The 13,019-nt window shown below is 62.7% G+C and carries 10 protein-coding genes, 1 tRNA gene and 1 pseudogene; 3 read left to right on the top strand and 9 right to left on the bottom strand.

Annotated features, from left to right (window positions below; all coding sequences use genetic code 11):
* Positions 1–127: 127 nt before the first annotated feature.
* Both KYT87_RS09765 and KYT87_RS09760 read left to right on the top strand, forming a co-directional pair.
* Positions 128–406 (top strand): hypothetical protein, encoded by a 279-nt coding sequence (locus KYT87_RS09765; RefSeq protein ID WP_052946133.1) that lies wholly within the window; start codon positions 128–130, stop codon positions 404–406.
* Between the two features lie 35 nt (positions 407–441).
* Positions 442–702 (top strand): hypothetical protein, encoded by a 261-nt coding sequence (locus tag KYT87_RS09760; protein ID WP_046807549.1) that lies wholly within the window; start codon positions 442–444, stop codon positions 700–702.
* Between the two features lie 88 nt (positions 703–790).
* On the opposite strand, the gene KYT87_RS09755 is transcribed toward KYT87_RS09760, so the two are convergent.
* The 9 genes and pseudogenes from KYT87_RS09755 to leuC all read right to left on the bottom strand — a co-directional run bounded on the left by KYT87_RS09755 (position 791) and on the right by leuC (position 10,969).
* Positions 791–867, bottom strand: a tRNA-Val gene (locus KYT87_RS09755).
* Between the two features lie 291 nt (positions 868–1,158).
* Positions 1,159–1,824 (bottom strand): phosphoribosylanthranilate isomerase, encoded by a 666-nt coding sequence (locus KYT87_RS09750; protein WP_219992130.1) that lies wholly within the window; start codon positions 1,822–1,824, stop codon positions 1,159–1,161.
* 68 nt (positions 1,825–1,892) lie between these two features.
* A pseudogene (locus KYT87_RS09745) lies at positions 1,893–2,906 on the bottom strand (TRAP transporter substrate-binding protein); the annotation flags it as partial.
* A 288-nt stretch (positions 2,907–3,194) separates the two neighbouring features.
* Positions 3,195–4,004 carry a tRNA pseudouridine(38-40) synthase TruA gene (truA, locus tag KYT87_RS09740; protein ID WP_046807552.1) on the bottom strand — a complete coding sequence of 270 codons (810 nt, stop codon included), beginning with the start codon at positions 4,002–4,004 and terminating at the stop codon, positions 3,195–3,197.
* Between the two features lie 3 nt (positions 4,005–4,007).
* On the bottom strand, positions 4,008–6,158 hold the full coding sequence (locus KYT87_RS09735; protein ID WP_255594041.1) for a FimV family protein: 2,151 nt from the start codon (positions 6,156–6,158) through the stop codon (positions 4,008–4,010).
* A gap of 259 nt (positions 6,159–6,417) precedes the next feature.
* Positions 6,418–7,548, bottom strand: a complete 1,131-nt coding sequence (gene asd, locus KYT87_RS09730) for an aspartate-semialdehyde dehydrogenase (protein WP_046807554.1) — start codon at positions 7,546–7,548, stop codon at positions 6,418–6,420.
* Between the two features lie 234 nt (positions 7,549–7,782).
* Positions 7,783–8,859 (bottom strand): 3-isopropylmalate dehydrogenase, encoded by a 1,077-nt coding sequence (gene leuB / locus KYT87_RS09725; RefSeq protein ID WP_046807555.1) that lies wholly within the window; start codon positions 8,857–8,859, stop codon positions 7,783–7,785.
* 29 nt (positions 8,860–8,888) lie between these two features.
* The gene (gene leuD / locus KYT87_RS09720) at positions 8,889–9,539 is read right to left on the bottom strand and encodes a 3-isopropylmalate dehydratase small subunit (protein ID WP_006218698.1); all 651 of its coding nucleotides are present in this window, start codon (positions 9,537–9,539) and stop codon (positions 8,889–8,891) included.
* 26 nt (positions 9,540–9,565) lie between these two features.
* Complete coding sequence (gene leuC / locus KYT87_RS09715; protein ID WP_046807556.1) at positions 9,566–10,969, bottom strand: 3-isopropylmalate dehydratase large subunit; 1,404 nt, start codon at positions 10,967–10,969, stop codon at positions 9,566–9,568.
* Between the two features lie 517 nt (positions 10,970–11,486).
* Between leuC and KYT87_RS09710 the strand changes: the two genes are divergently transcribed.
* Entirely contained in the window at positions 11,487–12,998 is a 1,512-nt protein-coding gene (locus KYT87_RS09710; RefSeq protein WP_046807557.1) for a TolC family outer membrane protein, read from the top strand.
* Positions 12,999–13,019: the final 21 nt, after the last annotated feature.

Below are 13,019 nucleotides of genomic sequence, written 5' to 3'. Positions count from 1 at the left end.
GGCGGAAGATACGCCGGACCTTATCAGATAAGCCCTACCTTCGCGAAACGGTGTTCGCTTCCCTGGGGGCAGCGCGTGGCATGTCACTTGCTGAAGAGAAGCGGCTTCTTTTTTTGGGGGAACTGCGATGCAAACCGATGACGTAGTGGAAATGGAACCCGTGGGTCGCGATGACCCATCGCTGACGCGGCAACTGAAAGACATAGACGACCGACGCCCCGACTTCCCGGGCGAGCACCTCATCGTATTTGGACTAGGCGCGCTATTGATCGTGGCCGGCATGAAAGGCCGCACGCCATTCAAACGCGCCATGCTGACCGCGGCCGGCACGGCGTTGATGGGACGCGCCGCAAGCGGCACCGGCGGCATCGCCAAACTGGCCCGCGTCGTCAAGAAACTGGGCTGATCGCTCACGCCGCAACGGAGGACCCGGCTTACATCATGGACGCGCTATGGAATTTTCTTCAATGGCCCGCGATGGTGACATCGCTGGCCGCCGCATGGCTGGTGGCATCGCAAGGCAAAGCCAAACGCAAATGGGGATTTTGGGTATTTCTATTAAGCAATGCGTTGTGGATTGCGTGGGGATTGCACGACGGAGCCTATGCGTTGATTGCGCTTCAGCTGGGATTGGCGGCGTTGAATATTCGGGGGGTACGGAAAAATCAACACGACGAATCCGCGCGGGGTGAGGCGGCGTAGAAAGCTGAAATGAAAAAAGCCGCTAAGTCAGTGACTTAGCGGCTTTTCGTATCGGCTTTTGCCGTGCTTTTCAGCACTTGCAGGAATCTGGTAGGCGGTATTGGGTTCGAACCAACGACCTCCACGATGTCAACGTGGCGCTCTAACCAACTGAGCTAACCGCCTGCAAAGAAGAAGAATTATATAGTGCTTTTTTGAACCGTGCAAATCGTCTTTAATGATTTTTTGCAGTATTCATTGCGTGCTTTGGTTGGGGCTATTGCCTTGGCAATTTGCTTCCGCTTGCCCAACTGAATACCAATTTGAATGGCTTTCAGTAACCGATTCGTTCAGTTCGATTTATTAAGCATGTCATGCTTCAAAACCGCTTTATGACCGCTTCCAAATCGCTTCGGCTACCGGCAGCTACCGCCAATTTTTACTGGCCAGCAACTGCACACCAACGCAACTACAGCACTACTTTTTTCCCTTCATTTTCGCGTCTGCGGCGTGTGCCGCATCAACGAAGAACGAGATTCTATCAGAACTTTTTATTCCTTGCTCAAGCTCTACGCCGCTGCTCACATCGACGGCCCAGGGCCTGACTTGCTCGATCGCCTGGCCGATGTTGTCGCCGTTCAAACCACCCGACAAAATCAGGGGACGCGACACGGGATCAGCGCGCACGTCGTCCAGCAACGCGTAGTCAAAGCCGTGGCCGCTGCCACCGTATCCCGAGCTGTAGCTGTCGAACAACCACCCCGCCGCTTCGCCGAATGCGCGGCAGTACGACGCCAGGTTTTCAGCGGTTTCCAAACCCGGTGCCCCCGCGCGGAATGCGCGCAGGAAGCGTTGGCCGTAGCGGGCGCAATCCTGCGGGGATTCGTCACCGTGAAATTGCAGCAGTTCAGGATGCACTTCGTCCAGCACGGCCTGCACGTCGGAAGGCGCCGGGTTCACGAACAGCGCAACGACGTCCACAAATGCGGGCACCGCGCGGCGCAATTGCGCCGCGCGCCTCGGTGTCAGGCAACGCTTGCTCTTGGGGTAGAAGACAAAGCCGATGGCATCGACGCCGGCCGAAACGGCGGCTTCAATGTCTTGTTCGCGGGTCAATCCGCAGATTTTGATGCGTGTACGCATGGCATTAACGATCAGTGGCCCGATGAAAAATCGGTGTATCAGTATATCGCGCAACGTTTGGGCGGCGATCACCCGGCCGGCTGGCCCAGTGTGGCGATCATCGAGTCAAAGCCGCCCTCGGCGACACGGAACCAGGGCACTTCCTTATCTCGGAAAGCGACCATGCTGTCGTAGAGCTTTTTGAACATCGGATCCTTGGCGCCCAGCTCTTTATAAGCCGCCAACGAGGCGTCATAGCAGGCTTGCAGCACCGGTTTGGGAAACGCCTTGAGCTGCGCGCCGCGCGAGACCAGGCGACGCAACGCGTCCGGATTGCCAGCGTCGTACTTCGCGATCATGTTGGCGGTTGCCATGCGGCACGCCAACGCCAGGGCCGACTGATACGGCTTGGGCAGTTCGTCGTAGGCGTCCTGGTTCACGTACAGCGACAACTGCAAGGTGCCGGCCCACCAACCCGGGAAGTAATAATTGCGCGCCACCTTATACAGCGCAAGGCTTTCATCGTCGTAAGGGCCAACCCAGGCCACCGCGTCCACGACGCCCTGCTCCAATGCGGCGTACGTGTCGGCCACCGGCACATCGACAGGCGTGGCGCCCAACCGCGCCAGCACGTGCCGGGCAAATCCGCTGGCCTTGATCTTCAAGCCGCGCAAGTCGTCCACGGTCTTGACCTCGCCCCGGAACCACCCGCCCATCTGCGCACCGGTGTAGCCACAAGGGAAGTTCACGATGTTGTACTTGTCGAACAGCACACGCGTCAGCGCCAAGCCTTCGCCCTGAAGCATCCAGGCGTTCATCTGCCGGGTGTTCAGCCCGAACGGAACGCCGGCGTCAAAACTCAGCGCAGGGTCTGTATCGAAGTAGCGCGTCGATGCGGTGTGCCCGCAGTCCACGACACGATGCTGCACGGCTTCAAGCACTTGGCCAGGCTGGACCAAATCGCCTGCCGGGAAAATCTGGATCGTGAAACGACCGTCGGTCACTTCGGACACATACCGCGCAACATCTTCCGCGCCCGCGAACAAGGTGGGCGATTCGCTTGGAAAGCTGGACGCAAGCCGCCATGCGACCGTTGGCGCCTGCTCTGTGCTGGGCGATGTCTGTTGTGCGACGGGTGGTGTATGTTGTGCGACGGGTGGTGTATGTTGTGCGACGGGTGGTGTATGTTGTGCGACGGCCGGCGTCTGCTGTGCGAGGACTGGCTCCTGTTGTCCGATGGCCGTCGCCTGTTGTGCGATGGCCGGAGCGGCCAACGCGGCGCTGCCTGCCGCGCCGAGGGCGGCTTGTTTCAAAAACGCGCGGCGTTGCATGGCAATGGTTCCTTTAAGCGCATGGAAGGCGCGATGGCGACGGCGGCTTCCTGGTAATTCCTAATAAGACTGCGTAAACGGCGACAACAACGTCGAGCCGCCATCCAGCTCTTCCAAGCCGAACTCGGCGGGGTAATCAATAGCCGCCAAGTACAGGCCGTCGGGCGCGAAGGTGGGCGCTCCGCGCGTACGGTCACGCCAGGACAGCAGTTGCGCCATCCAGTCCACCGATTCCCTGCCCTGCCCCACTTGCAGCAGCGCACCCATGATGTTGCGAACCATGTGATGCAAAAACGCGTTCGCCTTCAAGGTGAAAACCAGGAACGGCCCGCGTTCCGCGATTTCCAGCCGGTGCATCTGGCGCACCGGATGCTTGGCCTGACATTGCGAAGAACGGAAGCTTGAAAAATCGTGTTCGCCAACCAGGGCCTGCGCGGCGGCACGCATGGCTTGCACATCCAGCGGTTGAAAGCACCAACCGGCGCGCCCGGCCCACAGAGCCGGCCGCACCCGGCCGCGCCACAGCAGGTACACATAGGTGCGGGCGCGCGCGGAAAAACGCGCATGAAATTCGTCGGACACTTGTTGCGCCCATTGCACCGACACGCTGGACGGCAGAAACGCATTCACACCGCGTACCCAGGACTCCATGCGCCGGTCCAACTCGGTGTCCAGGTGTACCACCTGCATCGCGCCGTGCACCCCGGTATCGGTGCGGCCCGCGCATATCGTGGGCACTACGCCCTGCACGCCGGAGAATTTTGCCAAGGCAGACTCCAGTGTGTCCTGCACCGTTTGCCGGTGCGGCTGCGTCTGCCAACCCTGCCAAGCGGAGCCGTCATACGCCAGCCCCAATGCAACTCTAGACATCGTTCAAACCCGTGGACCGCTGACTCGGCGCGGTTCGTCCGTGGGCGGTTCGTCCAGGTCGAGATTGATCGTATCGAGCTTGCGGTTCAGCGCTGCCGTGTCCAGCACCGGCTCGTTAAAGGCGTAGGTATCCTCGTCATCGTCGTCGCGACGCGCGCCGGCGCGACGCAGCAGCCAGGCGATCGCGAAGGCGATCAACGCCAACAAGGCGGTAACGATGACGAGCAGATTGTCCGCCAGCCAGCTGGGCATGCTGCTGGAGAGGTCTTTGGCGTTGTCGGGCGGCGTGCCCGCACGGGCGCTGTCCGAGGAGGATGCACCGGGAGCGCCGGCGACACCCGGCGCGCCGGGTGATCCGGTGGCGCCTGGAGAGCCGGCGGCGCCTGGAGAGCCTGCGGCGCCGGTTGCGCCCGCTGCCCCTGGGGTTGCGGCGCTACCGGCCCCGCCCGGTGTGCCGGCCGGACCCGCCGCGCCCGCGGGCGCCGTGGCGCCTGCAACGCCGGACGCGGCCGGGCTACCGGACGTACCGGTCACGCCCGCCGCACCGGCCGCGCCGGTATTATTCGTCGAACCCGCACCGCCTGGGGTGCCCGCTGCGCCGGGCGTACCTGCGGCGCCGGGAGTGCCCGCAGCTCCCGGAGTACCGGCTGCGCCGGAACTGCCCGCTGCACCTGGGGTACCGGCCGCGCCCGAAGCGCCCGCTGCACCTGGGGTACCAGCCACGCCAGAAGCGCCCGCTGCACCCGGGGTACCGGCCGCGCCGGAAGCGCCCGCTGCACCTGGGGTACCAGCCGCGCCGGAAGCGCCCGTTGCACCCGGGGTACCGGCCGCGCCGGAAGCGCCCGCTGCACCTGGGGTACCAGCCGCGCCAGAAGCGCCCGTTACACCTGGGGTACCGGCCGCGCCGGAACTGCCCGTCGCGCCGGGAGCGCCCGCCGTGCCCGGAGCACCAGTTGCGCCCGGAGTACCGGCTGCACCCGGACCGCCCGCTGCGCCCGCTGCGCCCGAACCGCCTGCCGCACCGGAACCGCCCGTCGCGCCCGTGCCCCCTGCGCTTCCTGAGGCTCCCGCACCGCCAGCCGCACCGGAACCACCCGCGCCCGAGGTTCCCGAACCGCCCTGCTGCGCCACGGCCTTGTTCAACTCGTCCACATTGCTTTGCAGCTGATTCACGCGGCCTTCAACGTCTTTCAGTGCGCGCTCGTTCGATGTCTTCGCGTCGGCCTGCGCATCCGCCTGCGCGACCGCGCCTCCTGCCGCCAGCCCGGTCGACAAGCGCACACGGTCCTGGGTTGGAGCGGGCGTGGCCACGCCCGTGTCACCCGGTTGCGCCACGGAGCCGGATGCCGCGTCCTGCCCCTTCACCACCGACGGATTGGCGCCTGCCGCCGCGCCGACCCTGGCGCGGTACTTGGCAAACGCTTCGGCATGTTCGTTAAAGATGCGGCGCGCTTCGGCCGGATCAATCGCACGAACCGTGGCCGCATCCGGAATCTTCAGCTTTTGCCCGGCGCGGACCAGGTTCATGTTGTTCTGAATAAAGGCGTCTGGATTCGCGCGCCACAACGCCACCAGCATCTGATACACCGAGGCGTTGGGCACCGCGTTGCGCTGCGCAATGGCAAAAAGATTGTCGCCCTGCTTCACATTGACCGTCGCGGTACTGCCCCCCGCGCGCGCCGCGCCGCCCACCGAGGCCGGCGTCACGTCCGCGCCGGTGCCGCGCAGGGGCACCAATACGCTGACCTGCACCTGGCGCTGGCCGGAACTTGAAGTGATGTCCAAGAGCAGGTCGACCGCGCCGCTGGCCGGCGGCTGCGTGCCGCGCACGCGCAGGTTCTTGCGCGTGGCGTCGATGCCGTCTTCAATGCGGACCACCATGCTGGCCAACGGCACCGGCGGCTTCAGGCCGGCGCGCTGCCAGGCGGCTTCATCCGCCACCGACACCTTCAACGACGACACCTCATCGGGCGTCAATTCCTGCAAACCAACCACCGCCTGCAACGGCGCGCCCGGTGCCGACACCACGCGGGAATGCCCGACCCGCATGGCCAGCGCCGAACTGCACATGCTCGACCCAATCGCCAACGCGATCGCCCATTGAAGGGTTTTCAAACGGCGGGCATGCTTCACATGGCGCGAACGCTGGGTCATAAGCTGGAATTCCGTTCTTGTAGTCGAATTACGGGCTGGCCGGGTCGCGCGACATATTAGCGAAACAGGCCTCAATTCACGGGAAAAGTGTAATGGATGATGCCGGTTTCACAAACCTGAAAGGCGCTTCGGCGTTGGCTCTCGGGCACATCCGCCGCTTCCCTTTTACGATTGTCCAAACGTCAAGGGCACCCGAAGGTGCCCTTGCTTGTCTACACGGCCGATCAAACCACTTTTATCGACCGTCCACACCTGCGCGTCAGGCTTCGGCCAGCGCGATGCGCAGCATGCGGCGCAGCGGTTCGGCAGCGCCCCACAGCAGTTGGTCGCCCACCGTGAAGGCGCCCAGGTATTGCGAGCCCATCGACAGCTTGCGCAGGCGGCCAACCGGGATGTCCAGCGTGCCGGTCACGGCAACCGGGGTCAGCGCCGAAACCGTCGCTTCCTTGGTGTTGGGAACCACCTTGGCCCATTGCGTGCCTTGCGCGATCAGCGCTTCGATCTCATCCAGCGGCACATCGCGCTTGAGCTTGATGGTCAGGGCCTGGCTATGGCAGCGCATGGCGCCGATGCGCACGCACAGGCCGTCGATCGGGGTGGCGGGCGTGCCGAAGGCGGCGCCGCGGCCCAGGATCTTGTTGGTCTCGACTTCGGCCTTCCATTCTTCCTTGGACATGCCGTCGCCCAGATCCTTGTCGATCCAGGGAATCAGGTTGCCGCCCAGCGGAACGCCAAAGTGTTCGTGCGGCAACGACGCATCTTTCTGCTTGGCCAGCACGCCACGATCGATAGCCAGAATGGCCGACGCCGGATCGTCCAGCAAGGGCTTGACGGCCTGGTTGATCTCGCCGAATTGGGTCAGCAGTTCGCGCATGTGCTGCGCGCCGCCGCCGGACGCCGCCTGGTAGGTCATGGACGTCATCCATTCCACCAGGTCGTTGTTGAACAGGCCGGCCAGGCCCATCAACATGCAGCTGACCGTGCAGTTGCCGCCGATGAAATTGCGCACGCCGCGCTTGAGCGCCGCGTCGATGACCGGGCGGTTGACCGGGTCCAGGACGATGATGGCGTCTTCTGCCATGCGCAAGGTGCTGGCCGCATCAATCCAGATGCCGTTCCAGCCCGCGCCGCGCAGCTTGGGATAAACCTCGGACGTGTAGTCGCCGCCTTGAGCCGTCAGAATAATCGGCAGTTTTTTCAGAGCATCAATGTCGTAGGCATTTTGCAACGGGCCCGCGCCTTCGGCCCACGTGGGCGCGGCGCCGCCAGCATTGCTGGTGGAAAAGAACACCGGTTCGATCAGTGCGAAGTCGTTCTCGTCGCGCATGCGTTGCATGAGCACCGAGCCGACCATTCCGCGCCAGCCGACAAGGCCTACTGCTTGATTCATTTCAATCGCTCTATAAAGGTGGAGACAAGGTCCGGGTAGAAAAAGTCGTGCAATTCAACAATTTATCAGAATGCACGCGCGTATGTTGCGGCGCAGCTATAAAAAATTGGGGCCGGAAGACCGCCCAATGGCTTTCGCGGCGCCGCCACAACACGGGCGAAAAAAGGGCCGCTACCTGCAGCGGCCCCTTCCAAAATGGGGCGGCGCCGCAAGGGCGCGCCCCTTGCCTGGCGATCAGGCCAAGGCTTTGAGCACGGCGTCGCCCATGGCGGCCGTGGTGACCTTCGTGGTGCCCGCTTCAAAGATGTCGGCGGTACGCAGGCCGTCGGCCAGCACGCGGCGCACGGCGGCTTCGATGCGGTCGGCTTGCGGTGCAAGGTTCAGCGAATAGCGCAGCAACATGGCGGCGGACAAGATGGTTGCCAACGGGTTGGCGATGCCCTTGCCCGCGATGTCCGGGGCCGAACCGTGGCTGGGTTCGTACAGTCCCTGGCCGCCGGCGTTCAAAGAGGCCGACGGCAACATGCCGATCGAACCCGTCAGCATCGCCGCTTCGTCCGACAGGATGTCGCCGAACAGGTTGCCCGTAACGATCACGTCGAACTGGCGCGGGTTGCGCACCAGTTGCATCGCGGCGTTGTCGACGTACATGTGCGACAACTCTACGTCCGGATATTCGCGCGCCACTTCAATGACGATATCGCGCCAGAACTGCGAGGTTTCAAGCACGTTGGCCTTGTCCACGCTGCACAGCTTCTTGTTGCGCTTTTGCGCCGACTCGAAGCCGATGCGCGCAATGCGGCGCACTTCAGATTCCGCGTAGCGCATGGTGTCGTAGCCTTCGCGCTCGCCCGCAAACGAGCCGTCGGGCGACGAACGGACGCCGCGCGGCGTGCCGAAATAGATGTCGCCCGTCAGTTCACGAATGATCAGGATGTCCAGGCCGGACACGATCTCGGGCTTGAGCGACGATGCGCTGGCCAGCTCGGGGTACAGGATGGCCGGACGCAGGTTGGCAAACAGGCCCAGCGCCTTGCGCAGGCCCAGAATGGCTTGTTCCGGACGAAACTCGCGCGGCAGGCTGTCGTACTTCCAGTCGCCAACGGCGCCGAACAGCACGGCGTCGGATTCCTTGGCCAGCTTGAGCGTGGCCGGGGGCAGCGGGTGTTCGAACTGGTCGAACGCGGCGCCACCAACGGGCGCCTGCTTGATGTCGAACGGCACGTCCAGCGCTTGAAGCACGCGCACGGCCTGTTCGACGATTTCCGGTCCGATGCCGTCACCCGGCAAGACTGCAATGTTGTGGGTCATTTGAAAGCGATCCTGTGATCAGAATGGGTTCAGGCGATGGGACGGCTTTCCAGCCAGGGGTGGCGGGCCAGGCGTTCGGCCTCAAAGGCGCGGATCTTGTCGGAATGGCGCAGCGTCAGGCCGATATCGTCGAAGCCGTTCAGCAGGCAGTACTTGCGGAACGGTTCGATATCGAAGCCCATCGCGCGGCCGTCCGCGGCGATCACGACCTGGCGGTCCAGGTCGATTTGCAGCTTGTAATTCGGGAACGCCTTGACTTCGTCGAACAGGCGGGCCACTTCCAATTCAGACAGCACGATCGGCAGCAAGCCGTTCTTGAAGCTGTTGTTGAAAAAGATGTCGGCATACGACGGCGCGATGATCGCGCGAAAGCCGTACTGCGTCAGCGCCCAGGGCGCGTGCTCGCGACTGGAGCCGCAGCCGAAGTTCTTGCGCGCCAACAGAATCGAGGCGCCTTGGTAGCGGGGCTGGTTCAGCACAAAATCCGGGTTCAGAGGACGCTTGCTGTTGTCCATGCCGGGCTCGCCGTGATCCAGGTAGCGAAGCTCGTCGAACAGGTTGGGGCCGAAACCGGTGCGCTGGATCGACTTGAGGAACTGCTTGGGAATGATGAGGTCCGTGTCGACGTTTTCACGGTCGAGCGGAGCCACCAGGCCTTCGTGAGTGGTAAATGCTTGCATGATGTCGGTACTCGGTGCGTGATCGCTTAACGGAACGTGCGGACGTCGACGAAGTGGCCGGCCACTGCGGCGGCGGCGGCCATCGCGGGACTGACCAGATGCGTGCGGCCACCCTGACCTTGCCGGCCTTCGAAATTACGGTTCGACGTCGACGCGCAACGTTCACCCGGTTCAAGGCGATCGGCGTTCATGGCCAGGCACATCGAACAGCCCGGTTCGCGCCATTCGAAACCGGCTTCGATGAAAATCTTGTCCAGCCCTTCGCGTTCGGCTTGTTGCTTGACCAGGCCAGAGCCCGGCACAACCATGGCTTGACGCACATTGGAAGCCACGCGCTTGCCGCGCGCCACGGCGGCAGCCGCGCGCAGGTCTTCGATGCGTGAGTTCGTGCACGAGCCAATGAACACGCGGTCCACGCGGATGTCGGTCAGGGGCGTGTTGGGCTTCAAGCCCATGTATTGCAACGCGCGTTCCATGCCGCTGCGGCGCACATCGTCTTTTTCGCGGTCGGGATCCGGCACGCGGGAATCCACCGGCAGCACCATTTCGGGCGACGTGCCCCAGGTGACCTGCGGCTTGATGTCGCGCGCGTTCACTTCCACCACCGTGTCGAACTTGGCGCCTTCGTCGGTGTGCAGCGTGCGCCAGTACTTGACGGCCTGGTCCCACACCACGCCCGTGGGCGCGAAGGGGCGGCCACGGAAATATTCAACGGTCTTGTCGTCGACCGCCACCATGCCCGAGCGCGCGCCGGCTTCAATCGCCATGTTGCACACGGTCATGCGGCCTTCCACGGACAGGGCGCGGATGGTGCTGCCCGCGAATTCAATGGCGTGGCCCGTGCCACCGGCCGTGCCGATGATGCCGATGATGTGCAGCACCACGTCTTTGGCCGTACAGCCAAAAGGCAAGTCGCCGTCGACCTTGATGAGCATGCTTTTGGCTTTCTTCATCAGCAGCGTCTGCGTGGCCAGCACGTGCTCGACCTCGGACGTGCCGATACCGAATGCCAGTGCGCCCAGCGCGCCGTGGGTGCTGGTGTGCGAATCGCCACAGACCACGGTCATGCCCGGCAACGTGGCGCCCTGCTCGGGGCCGATGACGTGCACGATGCCTTGGCGCAAGTCGTTCATGCGGAATTCGGTAATGCCGTATTTCTCGCAGTTGGCATCCAGCGTGTCCACTTGCAGCCGCGAGATCGGGTCGTCAATGCCCTGTGCGCGGTTCAGCGTCGGCACGTTGTGGTCGGCCACCGCCAGGTTGGCGCCGGTGCGCCAGGGCTTGCGGCCGGCAATCGCCAGACCTTCGAAGGCTTGCGGGCTGGTGACTTCGTGCACCAGATGGCGATCGATATAGAGCAGACAGGTGCCGTCTGATTCCTGGTGGACGATGTGGGCGTCCCAGAGTTTGTCGTAAAGGGTTTGGGCCATGGATGCGCTCTGCAAATAGACAGTCCGGCTTGAGCCTCGCACGGTTGATCAGCAAATCGCTTCCGTGCCGGCCACTGCGGCATGCGGGAATTATGCACAGGCTCTGAACCTAGTACAACCACACCATACATACTAGTACCACCACTACCATGTTGGTTACGGAATCTGTCCCTTCCAGCGCGGCAAACAGTGCGAGAACACTGTGGAAAATTAATCACAAATTACAAATTCGATAAGAGAAATCAGATACAGAATTATCAAACCGATATAATCCTGTTTCACTACAGACACGTCACTTTCGAAATAATACGAAATAAACCGTATTAATAAAGTTGGCACTTTTCACGGTCTGTGAAGTTCGTGCAAATTCAGTCAAATTAGGTGATGTTGCGCGAAGAAACGTTGTGGCGAGTCATTTTGCCTTCTGCAAGACTTAACAAATCTTGACTAGGGAATTATGACATTTACATACAATATGGCCGCCATTCAATCCCACTCCGACACGCGAATAATCACTATGGCTTCGTTTTTGATCAAACGCACGACTTCGCTTCTCGCCTTGGCTTTTGTTCCCGCCGCTTTTGCCCAGCCCACCCCGCCCGCCGCTCAAGGCGCGCCGGCCGCCACCGTATCCACGGTGACGCTGAATCAGGTTGTTGAGCAGACGCTGTTGAGCAACCCGGAAATCCAGGCCAAGTATCACGACTTCCAGGCGTCGCTGGAAGGTCAGTCGGTTGCACGCGCCGCCTTCTTCCCGCAAATCAATGCGCAGGGCTATGTAGGCCGCGAATATCGCAGCAACGTGCCGGACGTGGGATCGCAACGCTGGAGCCGCCCGGGCTACAACGTTGAGCTGCGCCAGTTGATTTTTGACGGCTTCCGCACCAGCAACGACGTCAAACAGGCCGGCTTTGACAAGCTGGCGCGCTTCTATGACGTATTGGCTACCAGCGACAGCACCGCGTTCGCCGCCGTGCAGGCGTATATCGACCTGCAACGCTACCGCGACATGGAACTGTTGGCCCGCCAGAACTATTCGCTGCATGAAGAAACGCTGAAGCAGATCGGCGAACGCACCGAATCCGGCGTGGGCCGCCGCGTTGACCTGGAACAGGCAGGCGGCCGCCTGTCGCTGGCCCAGACCAACCTGATGACCGAAACCGCCAACCTGCTTGACGTGCAGCAGCGCTTTCAGCGCGTGACCGGCGCTTTCCCGCCCGAAGCCATGCAGCCGCCGCCCGACATCGCCGCCAAGCTGCCCGTCAAGCCGGGCGACTTCAACGAGTCGCTGCGCCGCAACCCCAGCTTCCTGTCCAAGCAAGCCGGGTTGCAAGCCGCGCAAGCCGGCGTGGCCTCGTCCAAGGGCGCTTTCTCGCCCAAGTTTGAATTCGTGGCGTCCTCGGGCCGTGACCAGAACGACCCCACGCCGGAAACGCGCGACATCCAAAGCTCCAGCGTGCAAGTTGTGATGAGCTACAACCTGTACCGCGGCGGCGCGGATTCGGCCCGCGTGCGTCAAACCGCCGCGCAGTCGTACGCCGCGCGCGACATCCGCGACTACACCTGCCGCAACGTGCAGCAGGACCTGGCCGTGGCCTGGAACAACATCACCAGCCTGAGCCAGAAGCTGCCGTTCCTGCGCGACCACGAAGTGGCCACGACCAAGGTACGTGACGCATATCGACAACAGTTCCAGATTGGCCAGCGCTCGCTGCTGGACTTGCTTGACACTGAAAACGAACTGTTCGAGTCGCGCCGCGCATTGACCAACGGCTTGTATGACCTCAAGCTTGCGCAGTACCGCTGGCTGGCGCTGTCACATGCGCTGTTGCCCGCGCTGTCGCTGCAACCCGCGCGCAACGAGATGCCCGAGGAAAACGGCAAACTGGAGGTAACCGACGAAGTGATCAAGCTTTGCAATTCGACGGTCCCCGACTCTGCCCGCCTGGCTCCCGTGCGCGTTCAATACAACGAAGGCACGCTGCCGCCCACGCTCGTGCCGCTGAACGCACCCACCGCCAAGCCTTGAAGGCGGCGGGCGCAAGGAGGC

The sequence above is a fragment of the Achromobacter sp. ES-001 genome (genome assembly GCF_019448355.1).
Classification (GTDB): domain Bacteria; phylum Pseudomonadota; class Gammaproteobacteria; order Burkholderiales; family Burkholderiaceae_B; genus Achromobacter; species Achromobacter spanius_B.
This window is presented reverse-complemented; position numbering and strand designations above follow the sequence as displayed.